Source organism: Dietzia natronolimnaea, assembly GCF_002289575.1.
Lineage (GTDB): Bacteria > Actinomycetota > Actinomycetes > Mycobacteriales > Mycobacteriaceae > Dietzia > Dietzia natronolimnaea_A.
Genome location: NZ_NTGA01000007.1, coordinates 76,562 through 94,608, shown reverse-complemented (window position 1 = coordinate 94,608; position 18,047 = coordinate 76,562). Strand labels below are relative to the sequence as shown.

Genomic DNA, 18,047 nt, shown 5'->3' with positions numbered 1-18,047 from the left:
GACGCAGCTGGCCCGCTTTCCCTGCGGCACGCACAGGTGCGCGGCCTCTTTGGTCCATTTCGCCAGCGCACCCGCCCGTCCTCCGGGCATTCCGAGCGCGCAGGACGAAGACGGCGCACAAGTCGGCGGGGTGGGGCGGGAGCCGGCCGGGGCGGGGCGGGAGCCGGCCGGGGCGGGGCGGGAGCCGGCCGGGTGGGGGCGGGAGCCGGCCGGGTGCGCGCCGGGCCTTCCCGCCCCGGCGCTCCCCTCAGCGCTCCCCGGTGGAGGTCTCGGCGCGTGGCAGACAGGCACGCGCCCGCTCGTCCAAGCCCATCGTGAGGGTCTCGCCCGCGGGGACCGTCACCGCCTGCCCCTGCACGGTGCAGTCGAAATCCGCACCGTTGAGGTTGACGATCGTGATCTCCGTGTGGGTGCACCGGACCCGCACGTGTGTCCCGCGCACGGTCAGCCGGAACGTCAACGCGCCCCATTCGGCCGGCACCCGGGGGTCGAACGAGATGTCGCCGCGGTAGTCGCGCATCCCGCCGAACCCGCTCACGAGCGCCGACCACACCCCGCCCGCCGAGGCCACGTGGATTCCGTGGGCGGCGTTACCGTGCACGTCCGCCAGGTCCACCACGAGCGCCTTTGAGAAGTGCTCGAACGCCTCGTCGCAGTACCCGATCTCGGCGGCGATGATCGACTGCACGACCGCCGAGAGAGTGGAGTCACCCGTGGTGAGCGGGTCGTAGTACTCGAAGTTGGCCCGCTTATGCTCCTCGGTGAACTCGTCGCCGCGCAGGAACATCGCCAGCACCACGTCCGCCTGCTTGAGGACCTGGTGCCGGTAGATCACCAGAGGGTGGAAGTGCAGCAGCAGCGGGCGACGCGGGTGTTCTAGATCCTGGTCCCAGACCTCCTTGGCCAGGAAGTCCTGGTCCTGCGGGTGCACCCCGAGGGTCTCGTCGTAGGCGATCACCATGTTCTCGGCGGCACGCCGCCATTCCGCGATCTCGCCGTCGTCGATCTTCAGCCGCCGGCAGATCGCCGCCCACCGGCCGTCACCCAGTTCGGCGATGCGCTTGCAGGCGACGGCCGCCGCCGCCAGGTTGAACCGCGCCATGGCATTGGTGAACAGGTTGTTGTCCACCACGGTGGTGTACTCGTCGGGCCCGGTGACGCCGTGGATGTTGAAGCACCCGTCGTCGGCGAAGAACCCGAGCGAGACCCACATCCGCGCGGTCTCGACCAGCACGTCCACGCCCTCGCGGATCATGAACTCCTGGTCCCCGGTGGCCCACAGGTACTTGACCATGGCGTGCGCGATGTCGGCGTTGATGTGGTACTGCGCGGTGCCGGCCTCGTAGTAGGCGGAGGCCTCCTCGCCGTTGATCGTCCGCCACGGGTACAGGGCGCCCTTCACCGACAGGAAGCGGGCGCGGGCGCGGGCCTTGTCGAGCATCGAGTAGCGGAAGCGCAGGGCGTTCCGGGCGAACCGCGGGACCGTGTAGGTGAGGAACGGCAGGACGTAGGTCTCGGTGTCCCAGAAGTAGTGACCCGAGTAGCCGCTCCCGGTCACTCCCTTCGCAGCGATCCCGTAGGTCTCGGCGCGCGCGGAGGCCTGGGCCAGCTGGAACAGGTTGAAGCGGATGGCCTGCTGAGTCTCGGGCGGGCCGTCCACCTCCACGTCCCCGCGGTGCCAGAAGTGGTCGTACCAGTCGCGCTGCGTGCGCTGCAGGTCCTCCACACCGCGGTCACGCGCCCGGGACAGGGTGCGCGCGCACCGGTCGGCCAGTTCGTTCGCCGGGACCTTCTCGGAGGTGTGGTACGCGGCCAGCTTGGTGAGCCGCAGGACACGGCCGGGGGTGACGTGGGCGTGGTAGACGACCTTGGAGGCGTCGTCGTCGCTCTCCACGCTCATGTCGACCTCGTCCTCGGTCTCGACCTCGTGGTCCACGGCCACGGCGATCGACATCCCCGAGTTGGCGCAGCGGTACCCGTGCACCTGGTACCCGCGCTGGCCGTCGGAGACCACGGGCTCGAGCACCCGGTGATCGAAGCCGTCCGACCGGCGCGGATCGAACCCCTCGGGCACGGTCTCGGCGGAGTGGTACTCGCTCTCGCCGTCCTGCCGGTTGAGGACCTGCGAGGAGATCACGACCGGCGCCGGCTCCTCGGGGAGCTCGATCTCGTAGGTCATCACCGCGAGGTGCTTCTCCACCATCGAGACCATGCGAGTGGTGCGGATGATCACCTTCTTGCCGGCCGGCGTGCGCCAGGTCAGCTCACGGCGCAGGATGCCGTCCCGGAAGTCGATGCTGCGCTCGTAGTGCTCGAGGTCGGCCTCGCTCACACGGAGCGGCTCGTCGTCGACGTAGACGCGGATGGTCTTGGTGTCCGGGGCCTCCACCATGGTCTGGCCCTCGCGCGCCAACCCGAAGGCGTCCTCGGCGTGCTTGATGTGCCAGGTCTCGTGGAACCCGTTGACGTAGGTGCCGTGGGTGTGGGAGTCGCGGCCCTCCTCCGGGTTGCCGCGCATGCCCAGGTAACCGTTGGCCACGGCGAACTGCGTCTCCGAGACCCCCAGCGCGGAGGCCTTGGGGCTGGTCTCCACCCAGCGCCACGGGTCCACCGGGTGCGTGGAGCGGTTGATCTCCGGCACCTCGAGGTGACTGCGGAGGTTGACGCCGTAGGTCGTCCGGATGTTGCCGGGCACGGACTGCCCGATCGTGTCGTGGACCGGGCCGCGCCCGGGTGGGACGGGTGTCATGACCGTGCCTCCGTCAGCCCGGGGATGAGGTCCGCCAGGTCGTCGACGACGAGGTCCGCACCCTCCCGGAGCAGTACCTCGCGCCCCGCGCCGCGATCCACACCGATGACGCGCGCGAACCCGCCGGCGGCGCCGGCCTGCACCCCCGAGACGGCGTCCTCGATCACCGCGCAGCGGCCCGCCGGCACGCCCAGTAGTTCGGCGCCCCGGAGGTAGGTGTCGGGTCGGGGCTTGCCGGGGATCCGATCCGCCTGGGCCACCAGGCCGTCGACGATGACCTCGAAGCGGTCCAGCAGTCCCGCCGCCTCGAGCACGGGGCGCGCGTTCTTGGAGCTGGAGACCACGCAGGAGGCGATCCCGGCGGCGTCGAGGGCGTCGAGGTAGGCGACCGACCCCGGGTAGGGCTCGATTCCCTCATCGAGCAGTTCGCGGAAGACGAGGTTCTTGCGCAACCCCAATCCGCTGACGGTGTCCGCGTCGGGCAGGTCCTCGTCGTCGCCCTCGGGGAGGGTGATGCCGCGCGCGGCGAGCATCGACGCGATGCCCTCCACACGGGGTTTGCCGTCGATGTAGCGGAAGTAGTCGGCGTCCGAGTAGGGGTCGATCCCGCGCTCGGCGAAGTAGGCGGAGAACATTCGATTCCACGCCTGCATGTGCTTCTCGGCGGTCGGGGTGATGACCCCGTCCAGGTCGAAGAGCACGGCATCGATGCCGTGATGGTCCATGTCGCATCCTGCTTCCGGGTCGGTGGGCCGATCGGGCTCAACCGGTGACGCATCAAGGGTAGACACCCGACCCGGGGACCGAGCTCATTACCTCCCCCCGTGCGGTCCATCTCACTGACCCGCGGGGGTGTAGGGCGGGACACCACGGCTCCATGCGGGCCACAATGCACCGTTGTCGGGTACCCGGTGGCACTATGGTCGATGACTCTGTACTAGAAGGAGAGAGATGCGACTTCGCACCCGCAATCCCCGCCGTGTCGCGATCGCCGGCCTCGCACTGGTCACCGCGGCCGCACTGACGGCCTGCACGTCCGACGACGAAGGGAACGGCGACGCCTCGGGCGACGCCCAGACCACGACGACCGTCAACGAGTCCGCGCCCCAGGCACCTCTCGACCAGCTGGTCCTGTCCGAGGGCGAGGCCCCCGGCGGCGGTGTGGTGCAGGTGATCGAGCCGGCTCTCCTCCAGGAGGCGGTCGACAAGCTCGTCGCCGACCAGGGCAAGCAGCTCATGGAGGACCCGGCGTGCGACAGGGTCTCCCGACTGGAGACGGTCTCGAACTTCGCGACCACCGACGGCCTGACCGCGGCGGTGCGGTACAAGCAGTCGGAGGAGGACGAGACCGAGCACCGTTTCGGGATCGGCATGGTCGGCGAGAAGCTCGACGACTTCATGGACCGCTCGCTCTACGAGGCCTGCACCTCGTCGCGCAGCACCACCAACCCGGACGTCGAGCTGGTCATGACCGTGGAGGACGCCCCGGCCCTCGAAGGCGTCGAGGGCTTCCGGGTGACCAGCGACTTCATCACCACCCGGCCCGACGGCACCCGATCGCTGAGCCGGGCGATCGCGATCCACGGCTACACCCGCGAGACCACGGTGAGCGTGGAGTACGCGGCCCGCGGCAACGACCCGGCGGCCGACCCGGTCCTGCCCTCGGCGGACGGCGCGCTGGATGCCATCTACCAGGCGCAGATGGCCAAGATCGCGACGGCCGAATAGCAGGCCCGCGGGCCCGCTGCCTGCCGGCATCCGTCGCCCGCTCACCGGCCATCGTAAAGAGCGTTCCGCGCACGTCGCCCGAGAGGCGGTGCGCGGAACGCTCTTTTCGTTGGCCCGGGCCTGACGCCGGCCGGGCCGACCCTGGCCTGACGCCGGCCGGGACGACCCGGGCCTGTCGCCGGCAGAGCCGGCCGGGCCGGGCGGCGCCCTACAGGTTGATCATGTGGCCGCTGACGCCCTCGATGGCCTCCTTCATGGCCTCCGACAGGGTCGGGTGGGTGTGCACGTTGCGCGCCACGTCCTCGGCGGTGAGGTCCCACATCTGGGCCAGCGTCAGCTCGGGCAGCAGCTCGGAGACGTCGGGGCCGATGAGGTGCCCGCCGAGCAGCTCACCGTGCGTCGCGTCCGCCACGATCTTGACGAACCCGACCGCGTGGCCGAGGCCCTGGGCCTTGCCGTTGGCCGAGAACGGGAACTTGCCCACCTTGACCTCGTACCCCTCGTCGCGGGCCTGCGCCTCGGTGAGCCCGAAGGAGGCCACCTGCGGCTGACAGAAGGTGGCGCGGGGCATCATCCGGTAGTCGCCCAGTGTCTGGGTCGGTGCGCCGGCCATGGTCTCCGCCGCCACCACGCCCTGCGCCTCGGCCACGTGGGCCAGCTGCAGCTTGGCGGTGACGTCGCCCAGTGCGTAGATGCCCTCGACATTGGTCCGCATGTGGTCGTCGATCGCGATGGCGCCGCGGTCGGTGAGCTCCACCCCCGTGTTCTCGAGCCCGTAGCCCTCGACGCGGGGCGCGAACCCCACGGCCATCAGCACCTTGTCCACGGTCAGCGTCTGGGTCTTGCCCTCCTCGCCGTTCTTCTCGACCTCGACCTCGACCGAGTCGCCGTTGTCGGTGACCTTGGTGGTCTTGTGGCCGGTGAGGACCTTCACCCCGAGCTTCTTGTAGTGCTTGGCGATCTCCTTGGAGACCTCCGCGTCCTCGTTCGGCAGGAGGCCGTCCATGTACTCGACGATCGTCACCTCGACGCCGTAGTTGGCCATGACGTAGGCGAATTCCATGCCGATCGCCCCGGCACCCACGATCACGACCGAGTCCGGGAGTTCGCGGGAGAGGATCTGGTCCTCGTAGTCCACCACGTTCTCGCTCAACTCGATTCCGGGGAGCGTCTTGACCACGGAGCCGGTGGCGATGATGCAGTTGTCGAAGGTGTACGCGGTGCCGTCGACCTCGATCGTCTTGTCGTCGGTGAAGCTGCCGAAGCCGTCGATCTCGGTGATCTTGTTCTTCTTCATGAGGTAGTGGACACCCTTGACGATGCCCTCGGAGACCTTCCGGCTGCGGTCGTAGGCCGCGCCGAAGTCGAAGGAGACGTCCCCGGAGATGCCGTACGTCTTGGCCTCACGCAGCACCGTGTTGGCCAGCTCGGCGTTGCGCAGCAGCGCCTTGGAGGGGATGCACCCGACGTTGAGGCATACCCCGCCCCAGTACTTCTCCTCTATCACGGCCACCTTGAGGCCGAGCTGGGAGGCGCGGATTGCGGCGACGTAGCCACCGGGGCCCGCGCCGAGGACGATGAGGTCGTAATGAGTGTCAGCCACGACACACAGGGTAGCGCTCCGGGCGGCCCGGATGAGCCGGAGCGATGCGGAACCCCACCCGAAATGACCGTCGCCGCCTCCTCCCGGGGGGAGGGGCGGCGACGGGACCCGCGTCGGGTGCGATCAGGACAGGTTGCCCAGGACCGACTTGAGGGCGGTGGCGACGAGGTTGCCGACGGTCTCGGCGATCTGGTCGGTGATCGTCTGCGTTGAGCTGCCGGTGCCGGTGGCGTTGCCGAGGGAGTCCGTGACCGAACCGAGGCTGAGAGAACCCATTGTGTATCTCCGTTTATCGAGTGCATTCCCGAGGGATTCGAGAATGGCCGGGTCAGGCGACCCCTGCATGGCGTCGATGGTACTGACGCTACGGCTCGGTAACAAGAGCCTGTGTATTTCTTACCTCCCGTACAGATGTCCCCGCGCCGTACACGGCATCATCGGGGCATGACCTCACCCGCATCGCCCGACAACCCACCCGGGTCAGCCGACCCGTACCTGCACCTCGAGGCCGTCGATTCGGCCGAGGCGCTCGAGTGGGTCCGGGTACGCAGCGACCGCACCGTGGCGGACCTGGCCTTCGGCCCCGAGGCCGAGTCCGCCCACGCGCGCGCCCTGGAGATTCTCGACGCCACCGACCGTATCGCCTGGCCGGTCCTGCGGGGCCGGTACGCCTACACCTTCTGGCGGGATGCCGACCATCCCCGCGGGTTGTGGCGGCGGGTGCCGTGGTCCGTGCTGACACGCGGCGCCCCGGGTGTCGACCACCCGGCCTGGGACACCCTCGTGGACGTGGACGCCCTGGCGGCGGAGGAAGGGGTCAACTGGGTCTACTCGGGAGCGGTAGTCCGGCGTCCCGCCGACGACAGGGCGCTCCTCCGGCTCTCACGCGGGGGCGCGGACGCGGTGGAGGTCCGCGAGTTCGACCTGACCACCCGCCGGTTCGTCCCCGAGGCCGAGGGCGGGTTCCGAGTGTCGGAGGCCAAGAGTTCGGTGTCCTGGGTGAACCGGGACACACTGCTGCTGTCCTCACCGCTGGACCCGGAGGGAGCGGACGCCACCGACTCCGGCTACCCGCGCTTGGCGAGGGTGTGGCACCGCGGGTCCGACCCGCTCGACGCCCCGGTCATCTTCTCCGGGCGGACGCAGGACGTGGCGGTGGGGGCCTCGTACGACCTCTCCTCGGGCCGGTACACGGCCAGTCGCGCCCCCGATTTCCACTCCTCCGAGGAGTGGTTCTGGTCCCCGGGGGCCGATCCCGCCGCGACGGCGCCCCGCCGGGTGCCGGTGCCCGAGGACTGCCGGGTGAGTTCCTGCGGGGACTGGCTGCTGCTGCGTCCGCGCACCGACCTGGTGATCGCGGGCCGATCCCACCCCGGCGGCTCGGTCCTCGTGGTGCCGTGGGCCGCCGTGGACGCCGATCCCTCGCGGCTGCCCGAGCCCGTGGTCCTGTTCTCCCCCACCCCCTCCACCACGGTCGAGGACGTGACCTGGGGCCGGGGCCGGATCCTGCTGACGATCCTCGACGAGGCCGAGTCGCGTCTCGAGGCGTACTCGATCCCGGGATCCGCGGACGGGGCCTGGGAGCCCCGCCCGGTCGAGGGACTACCGGACCACGTGTCGGTGGACGTGCTGTCGTGCGACCGCCTGTCCGACTGGCGTGTCAGCGACGATGACGACGGTGACGACGACGAGCGCCCCCACCCCGACGACGCCGTCCTGGCGGTCTCCGGTCCGATCGTCCCGCCCTCGCTGGTGCTGCTCCGCGCGGACGGCACCACCACCACGCTCGGGTCCACCCCGGACCGTTTCGACACCACCGGGATCGAGGTCACCCGGCACACGGCGGTCAGTGACGACGGCACCTCGGTGCCCTACACCGTGATGCGCGGCCCCGGGCCCGACGGGCCCAGGCCGACCATCCTCTACGGCTACGGCGGTTTCGAGGTGTCGATGCGACCGTCGTACGCGGCCCTGCGCGGGGCGCTGTGGCTCACCGGAGGCGGCACCTACGTGGTGGCGGGGATCCGGGGCGGCGGCGAGTACGGGCCCTCGTGGCATCAGTCCGCCGTCCGGGAGAACCGGCCCCGCGCGTTCGAGGACTTCGCGGCCGTCGCCCGGGCCCTCGTCACCACCGGCGTCACCACCCGCGACCAGCTGGGCGCGACCGGCGGGTCCAACGGCGGCCTGCTCATGGGTGTGATGCTCACCCGCTACCCGGAGCTGTTCGGGGCCCTCGCGATCGCGGTCCCGCTCCTGGACATGCGGCGCTACCACCTGCTGCTCGCCGGCGCGTCCTGGATGGCCGAGTACGGCGACCCCGACTCGGAGGACTGGGACGATTTCCTGGGCGCCTACTCGCCGTACCAGCACGTCCGGCCGGCCTCCGAACGCCCGTACCCCCCGGTCCTCATGACCACCTCTACCCGGGACGACCGTGTCCACCCGGGTCACGCCCGCAAGATGACGGCCGCGCTCGAGGCGGCCGGGCACGAGGTCGCCTACTACGAGAACGTCGAGGGCGGCCACGCCGGCGCCGCCGACAACTCGCAGGAGGCCCGGAAAGCGGTGCTCACGTACGAGTTCTTCAGGCGCCGGCTGCCTCGTCGTCGTCCCCCGACGGGCTGAGCGCCACCTCCCGGTCCATCCATGCCAGCACCCGGGCGACCACCTGGGCGGGTGTGCGCGCCCACGTGTTGTGGCCCAGCGGTTCCGGCTCCAGCTCGAGACTCGTCCGGGCAGCGGGGAGCATCGCCAGCAGCCCGCGAGCCGCGCTCTCGGGGGCGAGCGGGTCGTCGGCGATCACCACCGCGAGCGCGGGCACCGTCACGCGGGTCAGACCCTCCCGGTAGTCGAGGTCGGCGCGCGCCGGCTGCATGCTCCCCCGGGCCGCGAGACGGGACCAGTCGCTGATGCGGTCGGCCGGGATCCGACCGCTCGCGCCGAAGAACCGTCCCGGGACGTGTCCCGCCAGCGAGCCGATGGCGGGCAGGAGGATCGAGCCCGCTCGCAGTCGCCGTCCGACGCGGCGGGGGTACCCGCGGTAGAACGGGGACTGCGCCGCCACCGCCACCAGGCCCGCCACCCGGGGATCGCGCCGCGCCAGGTGGTACACCCCGATCTGCGCGCCCATGCTGTGGCCGAGCAGCACCACCCGCCGGGCGCCGAGCTCGCGCTGCATCGCGTCCAGCGCCAGCGGGACGTCCTCGGCGGCGCTCTCGTGGTATCCGGCCGCTCCCCCGCCGCGGCCGATGCGGTGGGTGCTCTCGCCCTGGCCCCTCAGTTCGGTGATCGCCACGTCCACCCCTGCCGCGGCCAACGCTCTGGCCAGCGGGAGGTAGTACCTGGCGCCGACCGCGATACCGGGCAGGACCAGGACGGCGGGCCTGGTCCGATCCGGGACGGCGGACTCCACCATGAGCAGCGGGCTCGTGCTGCCATCGGTGTGGCGGAGCTCGGTACGGCGCGGGTCGTCCGTCTTGGTCATGCGTACAGTTTGCCAGTGGCCCACTTTCGGAGCCCACTCCAGGGGGGCTCCCGCCACCTCGTGACAGGAGAACGGACCCCGCCCCACCGTAGTGGTGGGGCGGGGTCCGTCGGGTCCGGGACTCTAGGTCGCCGGCTCGTTTCAGCCGATCAGATCGGACCGTAGCGGGCGTTCATCGCCTGGGCCATCATCGGCCAGGACTGCTTGAGGTCGTCCTGCCAGTAACCCCACGAGTGCGTTCCGTTGGGCGCGAAGTCGAACTGGGCCGGGATCTGCAGCTCGGCGAAACGGCGGGCGAGGTTGGCCGTGCAGTACTGCGTGGCCGCCTCGATGATGCCGCCGACGATCGCCTGGTTGGCCAGGGCCGGGATGCTGTTACGCAGCCGCCAGTTCTCCAGGGACTCGTGCGGGCCGGGCAGGCCGTTGCCGGTGGAGATGAACATGGCCGGCAGGGTGCCGTTGTCGCGCTGGGCGACGAACTTGGGCGCCTGGGCGACCGGGTCGTTGGCCACCCAGCCCGGACCGGGGTAGGGCCCCCACATGTTGTCGAGGTTCGCCCCGCCACGCATGCCGGTGACGATATTGATGAACTGGTAGCCGATCGGGGTCGAGGTCTCGGCACATCCCGAGTACGAGCCGATGGCCTGGAACCGGCCGGGGTGATTCTGAGCGATCGTCAGGACCGACGTGGCGGTCATGGAGATCGCGGCGAGGCTACGCTTGCGGTTCGGGTAGTTGCCGCCGTACCGGCCCTCGAAGAGGTTCGGGAGCTCCTGGGCGAGGTAGGTCTCGAACGCCATCGGGCGGTCGGTCTCGCGGGCGTAGCGGGTCTGGACGTTGGGATCGTGGCGCTGCCAGTCCGTGTAGTAGGAGAAGGCACCACCGATCGGGGTGACGGTCCAGACGTCCTTGTCCGACATGAAGGCCCGGACGTCCGACTGCGCCTGCCAGGTGGCCGAGTCCTCTCCACCACCGGCGCCGTTGACGAGGTAGAGCACCGGCGCGCCGTTGTTCCCGTCACGGGGGCGCTGCACGATGTTCGGGACCTCGATGGCCATCTTGTCCGACCACACCGACACGATCAGTCGACCGTCGGGGAGCTGGGTCTCGACGACCTTGTTCTGGGCGGTGGCCTTGGTGTACTGAATGTTTCCACCCTGTGCCTGGGCAGTGCCCGTGGCAACGACGGGGACCATGGCCGCGGCGATGGTCGCCGCAGCGACCTTGGTGCCCAACCGACCGCTCTTGACTGAACGCATATTCCGACGCCTAACCTTCTCGTTGTTCACAGACGGACTCGGGCAGACCCGCATTGCACAGCTAACCCGATTCCCAGTAGTCACACAAGACCCACTAAGCACACTCCCGGCGGAAGCACGCCTGCGGGACCGAGTCTCGCGCCCGCGGGGCACCCATCCGAGGATTCCATACCCGGGCGGCCCGTCGGTAACCGCGGGACCACCCTTGCGGTTCACGTCAACATTATCGACGCCACCCGGCCCGCTGTTACCGATATGAACAAATTCCTATACAACCTTCGGGGCCCGGGCCCGTGCGCCACACCGGTCGAGACACGAGAAAGGGCCCCGGGCACAGCCCGGAGCCCCCATCCCGTTCAGCCGAAAGGCTCAGGCCATGAAGCCGGCGTCGAAGGCCTTCTGGAAGTCGCCGCCGAGGAAGTAGCCGATCCCCTTGACGATGTTGTTGGTGTTGCCGACCAGGCCGCCCGCGAGGTCGACGATGCCGTCCTTGCCGAAGATGTCGCCGACGGAACCGAGATCGATGCCCATGATGTTCTCCCTGAATGCTGCAATCCGGCGAGATCCGGATCAGTGGATGATGCTGAGATCGGCTGCTGTGCGCCGCAGCCGGGGCGTTCGCGCCGAAGCGCTACGGCCGGGGGCCGGTCAGGCGGAGATGTCGTCCCCGCCGAGGCTGCCGAGCGCGTTCATGAAACCGTCGCCCTGGATGGAACCGGTGAAGCCGACGACGCCGTCGATGAGGTTCTTGACCGCGGTGAGGGCGGCGCTGATGGCGCTGAAGTCAGGCATGTGTGTCTCCCTTTGAAAGTGGTGCCCCGGCTCATGGGGCCAGAGTCAGAGTAATCTGAGCGACTCCGATGTCAATTGTGACGTCCGTCTCCCCCCCCGCCAAGGTGACGACGAGGGAAACTGAGGTGACCCTCAGTGGCTCAGATCACGGATGCGAGGAAATCCTAACATCCGTCCTCAGCTGCGCAAACCACTCAAACAAATGCGCATACGCTGTTGCGTTAGCTTCTCCTCACCCTGGCGTGAGCGCACTGACTGTTCACCCCCGGGACATCTCGGTTTCCCGGGCTTCCCCGCACCCACCAATGCGGCCCGCGCGAGGGAGATCGCGCGGGCCGCATCGAGGTGTCGGGGGCATGGCCGCCCCCGACAGGCTCAGGTCACCACATCATGAAGCCGCCGGCGAGGGCCTCCTCGAAGTCTCCTCCGGTGAAGTAGGCCAGGCCGGAGAAGAGGTCTCCGAACGCGCCGAGGAAGTCGTTGACAAAGCCGAGGGCGTCACTGACGCCGATGAGGGATCCGAACTCGGGGAAGAACATGGTGTACTCCTGGGTCTGCTGGGTATGTGTCTCTGGAGAAGGTGACTCTGGGATCAGCCGGCGGGATCAGTCGGCGCTGATGCTCGACAGTGCATCGAAGAAGTCGTTCATGCCCCCCTCGCCTCCCAGCGACCCGGTGAATGTGACGACGGCTCCGAGGATGTCGGTGATCCCTCCGAAGAGGTCTGACAGCTGACCGAAGTCGGGCATGGTGTTCTCCGTTCTCGTGCGCTCACGGCGCCCTCTGAGGCGCCTGTCAGCGACTCTAAGAAGAGACACATGTCCATCACAATGGGCGAAACCGCACCTTAACCGCAGAGCACAGGCTCTTTACGCGAAGCCCGATAGATGACGATCCTGTTACGCGCCGCCGCGGAACTGGTGTGGGTCCCGCCACGGCGGAGGTGAGGACGGTCTGGCCCGGGCGGCGTGCGCGAAATGAGAAAAAGGCTGTGGCCCGCACCGGGATCATCCGGTGCGGGCCACAGCCCCACTGCGTGGTCCGGGCTGGGACTAGAAGCCCATGCCACCCATCTCGTCGCCACCCGGCATGGCGGGCGCGGCGGGCTCGGGCTTGTCGGCCACGACGGCCTCGGTGGTGAGGAAGAGCGCCGCGATCGAGGCGGCGTTCTGGAGGGCGGAGCGGGTCACCTTGACCGGGTCGTTGATGCCGGCCTCCAGGAGGTCCTGGTACTCGCCGGTGGCCGCGTTGAGGCCCTGTGCACCCGGGAGGCTGCGGACCTTCTCCGCCACGACGCCGGGCTCGAGGCCGGCGTTGAAGGCGATCTGCTTGAGCGGGGCGCTCAGCGCGAACTTGACGATCTTCGCGCCGGTGGCCTCCTCGCCCTCGAGGGACAGGCCGTCGACGGCGACCTCGGACTTGACCAGGGCGACGCCACCTCCGGCGACGATGCCCTCCTCGACCGCGGCCTTGGCGTTGCGGACCGCGTCCTCGATGCGGTGCTTGCGCTCCTTGAGCTCGACCTCGGTGGCCGCGCCCGCCTTGATCACGGCGACGCCGCCGGCGAGCTTCGCGAGACGCTCCTGGAGCTTCTCACGGTCGTAATCCGAGTCGGAGTTCTCGATCTCGGCGCGGATCTGGTTGACCCGTCCCTCGATCTGGCCCTGGTCTCCCGAGCCCTCGACGATGGTGGTCTCGTCCTTGGTCACCACGACCTTGCGCGCCTTGCCCAGCATCGAGATGTCAGCGGTCTCGAGCGATAGGCCGACCTCCTCGGAGATGACCTGACCGCCGGTGAGGATCGCGATGTCCTGCAGCATGGCCTTGCGCCGGTCACCGAAGCCCGGGGCCTTGACGGCGACGGACTTGAACGTGCCGCGGATCTTGTTGACGACGAGGGTGGACAGCGCCTCGCCCTCGACGTCCTCGGCGATGATGAGCAGCGACTTGCCCTCGCCGATGACCTTCTCCAGCAGCGGGAGGAGGTCCTTGACGGTGGAGACCTTGCCCGAGACCAGCAGGACGTACGGATCCTCCATGACCGCCTCCTGGCGCTCGGGATCCGTCATGAAGTACTGCGAGATGTAGCCCTTGTCGAAGCGCATGCCCTCGGTGAGCTCGAGATCCAGGCCGAAGGTCTGGGACTCCTCGACCGTGATCACGCCCTCCTTGCCGACCTTGTCCATCGCCTGCGCGATGAGCTCGCCGATCGCCGGGTCGGCGGCGGAGATGCCGGCGGTCGCGGCGATCTGCTCCTTGGTCTCGATCTCCTTGGCGGAATCGATCAGGTGCGCGGTGACGGCCTCGACGGCCTTCTCGATCCCGCGCTTGATGCCCATGGGGTTGGCACCGGCGGCCACGTTGCGCAGGCCCTCGCGCACGAGCGCCTGGGCCAGGACGGTGGCGGTGGTGGTGCCGTCGCCCGCGACGTCGTCGGTCTTCTTGGCGACCTCCTTGACGAGCTCCGCACCGATCTTCTCGTACGGGTCCTCGAGCTCGATCTCCTTGGCGATGGAGACGCCGTCGTTGGTGATCGTGGGGGCGCCCCACTTCTTCTCCAGCACGACGTTGCGACCCTTGGGGCCGAGCGTGACCTTGACGGCGTCGGCGAGCTGGTTGAGACCGCTCTCCAAGCCGCGGCGGGCCTCTTCATCGAACGCGATCATCTTTGCCATTGGGTGAATCATCCTCCGGGTGTGGGGTGACACGTATGTGGTCGGCGTCGGCGCCCGCGACGGACGGTGCGGACCGTGTCAGATCCGCGCCTCACCTTGCGACCTCAGTTCAGGTGTTACTGGCACTCAGGGTAGCCGAGTGCCAAGCGCTTTTCTAGCACTCGCCCCCCACGAGTGCAAAGGGCGCACGGCGCTGTTCGCGACGGGCGAACGACACGCGCGCCGGGGCCCGGTCCCCTACGATCGAGACTCGATCCCGCCCATCCCCTTCGGAAGGCCCTCCATGTCCCCCGAGTCCGCGCCCGTCGACACCATCGAGAGCTCGATCGAGATCGACGCCCCACCCGCCAGAGTCTGGGAGGTCGTCTCCGAGGTCCGCAACGCACCCCAGTGGAGCACCCAGGCGTACAAGGTCGTCGCACTCGGCGGTCGCACGACCGCCGGCACCCGCGCACTCAACATCAACAGGCGCGGCCCCCTCTTCTGGCCCACCACCAGCCGGGTCGTGGAGTTCGAACCCGGCCGCCGGTTCGCCAACCGCATCACCGAGAACACCACCGTCTGGGTCTTCGAGCTCGAACCACTCCCTGGAGGCGGGACCCGGCTCACCGAGCGCCGCGAGGTCCCGAGCGGACTGACCTTCATCTCGACGTTCCTCACCGAGAAGCTCTTCGGCGGCCAGCCCTCGTTCACCAAGGAGATGGACAGGGGCGTGTCGACCTCCCTTAAGCGGATCAAGGCGCTCGTCGAGCAGGGCTGACCCGCATGTCCGGGGCGGGCGTCGTCGCCGGGGTCCGTGCCGGGATCTCCGCGGTCCTCGCGGGCTGCCTCACGGCGGCGCTCACCGGGTGCGCGCTCTGGGCCGACAGCCCGGGCCCCGACACCCCCGAACGCGAGGAACCCGGCCCCACCCTGGCCGCGGGGCCACCGCCCGGCGGATGGCAGGACGTGCACAGTCCGACCGGACTGGTCTACTCGGTCCCGCCCGACTGGGAGGTGGGCGACCCGTTCGGCGCACCCGCGCCGGGTGACACGGACCTTCCGCAGGACCCTGGGTCGGACTGGGGCTCGGGGTACGTCACCACGGCCAACGCGATCGCCGACCGCGGCTACTGCGCCGCGTCCGGGCTGTCGTTCCGCACCCTGTCCGGCATCAGCACGATGCTCCCGGGCGACGCACGCGACCAGGCCGAGTCCGCCTCGCGGGCCATGGCAGACTCGATCGACCGCCGCTTCACCAGGAACGGCGCCGACGTCCCGGTGCCCGAGGCCCGCAGCATCGGCGTCTCGGGGGTTCCCGCGTGGTACGTCTCGCTCCGAGGCGCGGTCCGGCCACCCCGCGACTCCTGCACCCCGCCGACCATCCGGTTCGACACGATCGCGGTGTCGACGAGGGCGACGGACGGATCTCCCGCCTCGATCGTCTTCGTCCTCATGTCCGACGAGGACGAGCCGGGGGTCCAGCCGGAGGAGATCATCGATGCCGTGGTGGCGTCCCTGCGCTACGACAACTCGGTCTGAACCACGCCGGCCCGGGCGCCCGGGCCGCTCAGGCCGCGGTGACCTCGTCGGCCAGCGGGGCGCGCGGCACCTCACCGAGCCAGTCCCGGTCACCCCGCGCCCAGGCCCACCCGGTCGAGGCCGCGTCCCCGACCTCTCCGAGCGCGAGGGTCCGGTCGACGAGCGGAACCCCGGGCCCGTCGGCCACCTGGATGCGCAGGGTGTCTCCGGCACGCTCGTATCGGAACCACCGGTCCTCGTCGACGTCCAGCTCGAGCCGGTCCCCCTCCACTTTTAGCGCGCGTACGAGCTGCTCCAACAGTTCGTGCGTCACCCACGGCAGGGTCCCGTGCGGCCGACCGCGCACGGCGTGATCGGTGATTCCGGCGCCCGCGGTGGTGGGCCGGCGGTGGACGTCGATATCGATCCGGACGCGCGGATCGGCCACCAGCCCGAGTTCCGGAGCGGTCACCAGGAGTTGGTGGGGGGCGGCGTACCGCATCACCGCGTTGACCACCAGGGGCCGGGTGATCACCCCGGGGTGGATCACCACACCGACGCCCTCGATGTGCGGCCGCCGGGTGAGTGCGCCGGTCTCGCCCACCGCGTCCGCCTCGGGAAAGCGAGTACTGACCTGGTCGCGGAGCTCGAGGAGATCGGCCCGGACGTGGTCGGGGAGATCATCGAGGTGGGCCGCGTCGCGACAGGCCGGATCAGCTGGGGTGACGACGATCACGTAGCTCATGGCGGACACTGTACTTCATTCGCGGTTCATCTTCCGTTCATCTTGGTCGCGAGTTGTTCATCTCGAAACTAGGCTGACCCCATGTCCGCCTCCGCCCCGTTCCGGGCCCCCCACCCGTCTCTGACCCCGCTCGCCGACGCGGTGGTCGCGCAGCTCGGTCGCGCCCGCACCGACCTCGCCGAGCTGGTGGCGCTGCCGTCTGTGCACGGCTCCGAGCCGGAGGCGTGTGCGCGGGCCTGCGACCTGGTTCGCAGGCTGCTCGTCGAGCTGCCGGTGCCCGGCCTCGGTCCGGACGCGGTGGAGGTCGTCGAGACCTCGGACGGTTCGCGGGCGGTGTTCGCCCACCGTCCCGCCGCCCCGGGCCGCCCGACCGTGCTCCTCTACAGCCACTACGACGTGCAACCCGCCGGTGATCCCGACGAATGGACCACCCCGCCGTGGGAGCTCACCGAGCGTGAGGGCCGCTGGTACGGCCGCGGCGCCGCCGACTGCAAGGGCAATCTGGTGGCCCACCTCACCGCCCTCCGGGCACTCGCCTCCCTGGGCGGGTCGCCCTCACCGGACCCGCTGGACGGCCTGGGGATCAGGATCGTCGTCGAGGGCTCCGAGGAGACCGGTGGCGGGGGCCTGGACGATCTGGTGGCCACGCGACCCGACCTCGTCGCGGCCGACGCGATCCTCATCGCGGACTCGGGGAACGTCTCGGTGGGCGTGCCGACGCTCACGACGAGCCTCCGGGGGATCGCGAACGTCGTCGTCGTCGTGGACACGCTCGAGGCGGGCGTCCACTCGGGCCAGTTCGGGGGCGCGGCGCCCGACGCGCTGGGCGCGCTGGTGTCGATCCTGGCCTCGCTCCGGGACCCCGACACCGGTGCCACGACCGTCGACGGTCTCGGCTTCTCCGGGCGGTGGGCCGGACAGCCTTATCCCGACGACGCCTTCCGCGCGGACGCCGGGATCCTCGAGGGGGTGGAGCCGTCGACCGCGGCCCCGCTGGCCGACCTGGTGTGGTCGCGCCCGGCGGTCACCGTGCTGGGCATCGACTGCCCGCCGGTCGAGGGCGCGATCGCCGCGGTCCAGCCACACGCCCGGGCCCTGGTCAACCTCCGCGTCCCACCCGGCACCGACCCGCTCGAGGCGCAGGAGCTCCTCGCAGCACACATCGAGCGGCGGCGCCCCTGGAACGCACGTGTGTCGGTGGAGAAGGAGACCGTGGGATATCCGTTCAGTTCCGTTCCCGCGGACGGGTCGGATCCTGTTCACGACCTGCTCTCGGAGTGTCTGGCGCAGGCGTACGGCACGGCGGAGGTGGCGGAGGTCGGCTCGGGCGGGTCGATCCCGCTGTGCACTGCTCTGCGTGAGGCCCATCCGCGGGCCGGGATCGCGCTGTTCGGCGTGGAGGATCCGGCCGCCGCGATCCACTCCCCCGACGAGAGCGTGGACCCGGGGGAGATCGAGCGCATCGCGCTGGCCGAGGCCGCGTTCCTGCAGCGCTTCCGCTGACCCGGGGGC

General features: G+C 69.8%; 17 protein-coding genes. 5 read left to right on the top strand and 12 right to left on the bottom strand.

Annotated features, from left to right (window positions below; translation table 11 throughout):
* Positions 1 to 247: 247 nt before the first annotated feature.
* Entirely contained in the window at positions 248 to 2,749 is a 2,502-nt protein-coding gene (locus CEY15_RS04220; RefSeq protein WP_095717438.1) for a glycoside hydrolase family 65 protein, read from the bottom strand.
* Positions 2,746 to 3,474, bottom strand: coding sequence for an HAD family hydrolase (locus tag CEY15_RS04215; RefSeq protein WP_095717437.1), 729 nt, complete (start codon positions 3,472 to 3,474; stop codon positions 2,746 to 2,748). The genes CEY15_RS04220 and CEY15_RS04215 overlap by 4 nt, the downstream gene beginning before the upstream one ends.
* Before the next feature lie 226 nt (positions 3,475 to 3,700).
* Here CEY15_RS04215 and CEY15_RS04210 point away from each other — a divergent pair, with 226 nt between their 5' ends.
* Positions 3,701 to 4,477 carry a hypothetical protein gene (locus CEY15_RS04210; RefSeq protein ID WP_017837815.1) on the top strand — a complete coding sequence of 259 codons (777 nt, stop codon included), beginning with the start codon at positions 3,701 to 3,703 and terminating at the stop codon, positions 4,475 to 4,477.
* A 208-nt stretch (positions 4,478 to 4,685) separates the two neighbouring features.
* Here CEY15_RS04210 and lpdA read toward each other — a convergent pair whose 3' ends face one another.
* A complete protein-coding gene (lpdA, locus tag CEY15_RS04205; RefSeq protein WP_095717436.1) occupies positions 4,686 to 6,080 on the bottom strand; it encodes a dihydrolipoyl dehydrogenase in 1,395 nt (464 codons plus the stop codon).
* Positions 6,081 to 6,203: 123 nt separating this feature from the next.
* Entirely contained in the window at positions 6,204 to 6,356 is a 153-nt protein-coding gene (locus CEY15_RS18405) for a hypothetical protein (RefSeq protein ID WP_176475014.1), read from the bottom strand.
* Between the two features lie 168 nt (positions 6,357 to 6,524).
* On the opposite strand from CEY15_RS18405, the gene CEY15_RS04200 reads away from it, so the two are divergent.
* Positions 6,525 to 8,705 (top strand): prolyl oligopeptidase family serine peptidase, encoded by a 2,181-nt coding sequence (locus tag CEY15_RS04200; protein ID WP_095717435.1) that lies wholly within the window; start codon positions 6,525 to 6,527, stop codon positions 8,703 to 8,705.
* Here CEY15_RS04200 and CEY15_RS04195 read toward each other — a convergent pair.
* From CEY15_RS04195 to groL, 7 genes are all read right to left on the bottom strand, one after another.
* On the bottom strand, positions 8,665 to 9,564 hold the full coding sequence (locus tag CEY15_RS04195) for an alpha/beta fold hydrolase (RefSeq protein WP_095717434.1): 900 nt from the start codon (positions 9,562 to 9,564) through the stop codon (positions 8,665 to 8,667). The genes CEY15_RS04200 and CEY15_RS04195 overlap by 41 nt on opposite strands.
* Positions 9,565 to 9,713: 149 nt before the next feature.
* Positions 9,714 to 10,823, bottom strand: a complete 1,110-nt coding sequence (locus CEY15_RS04190; RefSeq protein WP_095717433.1) for an alpha/beta hydrolase — start codon at positions 10,821 to 10,823, stop codon at positions 9,714 to 9,716.
* Between the two features lie 369 nt (positions 10,824 to 11,192).
* The gene (locus tag CEY15_RS18400; RefSeq protein WP_017837821.1) at positions 11,193 to 11,354 is read right to left on the bottom strand and encodes a hypothetical protein; all 162 of its coding nucleotides are present in this window, start codon (positions 11,352 to 11,354) and stop codon (positions 11,193 to 11,195) included.
* A 117-nt stretch (positions 11,355 to 11,471) separates the two neighbouring features.
* Complete coding sequence (locus tag CEY15_RS18395) at positions 11,472 to 11,615, bottom strand: hypothetical protein (protein WP_176475013.1); 144 nt, start codon at positions 11,613 to 11,615, stop codon at positions 11,472 to 11,474.
* Between the two features lie 380 nt (positions 11,616 to 11,995).
* Positions 11,996 to 12,154: a hypothetical protein gene (locus tag CEY15_RS18390; protein WP_017837823.1), complete on the bottom strand. Its 159-nt coding sequence runs from the start codon at positions 12,152 to 12,154 to the stop codon at positions 11,996 to 11,998.
* 66 nt (positions 12,155 to 12,220) lie between these two features.
* Positions 12,221 to 12,364, bottom strand: coding sequence for a hypothetical protein (locus CEY15_RS18385; protein WP_017837824.1), 144 nt, complete (start codon positions 12,362 to 12,364; stop codon positions 12,221 to 12,223).
* A 303-nt stretch (positions 12,365 to 12,667) separates the two neighbouring features.
* Positions 12,668 to 14,290: a chaperonin GroEL gene (groL, locus tag CEY15_RS04185; protein ID WP_095717432.1), complete on the bottom strand. Its 1,623-nt coding sequence runs from the start codon at positions 14,288 to 14,290 to the stop codon at positions 12,668 to 12,670.
* A 283-nt stretch (positions 14,291 to 14,573) separates the two neighbouring features.
* Here groL and CEY15_RS04180 point away from each other — a divergent pair, with 283 nt between their 5' ends.
* Together CEY15_RS04180 and CEY15_RS04175 are read left to right on the top strand one after the other, a co-directional pair.
* Positions 14,574 to 15,050 (top strand): SRPBCC family protein, encoded by a 477-nt coding sequence (locus CEY15_RS04180; protein ID WP_095717431.1) that lies wholly within the window; start codon positions 14,574 to 14,576, stop codon positions 15,048 to 15,050.
* Between the two features lie 5 nt (positions 15,051 to 15,055).
* Positions 15,056 to 15,811 carry a hypothetical protein gene (locus tag CEY15_RS04175; RefSeq protein ID WP_095717430.1) on the top strand — a complete coding sequence of 252 codons (756 nt, stop codon included), beginning with the start codon at positions 15,056 to 15,058 and terminating at the stop codon, positions 15,809 to 15,811.
* Between the two features lie 28 nt (positions 15,812 to 15,839).
* On the opposite strand, the gene CEY15_RS04170 is transcribed toward CEY15_RS04175, so the two are convergent.
* Complete coding sequence (locus CEY15_RS04170; RefSeq protein ID WP_245847237.1) at positions 15,840 to 16,535, bottom strand: hypothetical protein; 696 nt, start codon at positions 16,533 to 16,535, stop codon at positions 15,840 to 15,842.
* 81 nt (positions 16,536 to 16,616) lie between these two features.
* Here CEY15_RS04170 and CEY15_RS04165 point away from each other — a divergent pair, with 81 nt between their 5' ends.
* Positions 16,617 to 18,038 carry a dipeptidase gene (locus CEY15_RS04165; RefSeq protein WP_176475012.1) on the top strand — a complete coding sequence of 474 codons (1,422 nt, stop codon included), beginning with the start codon at positions 16,617 to 16,619 and terminating at the stop codon, positions 18,036 to 18,038.
* Positions 18,039 to 18,047 lie beyond the last annotated feature (9 nt).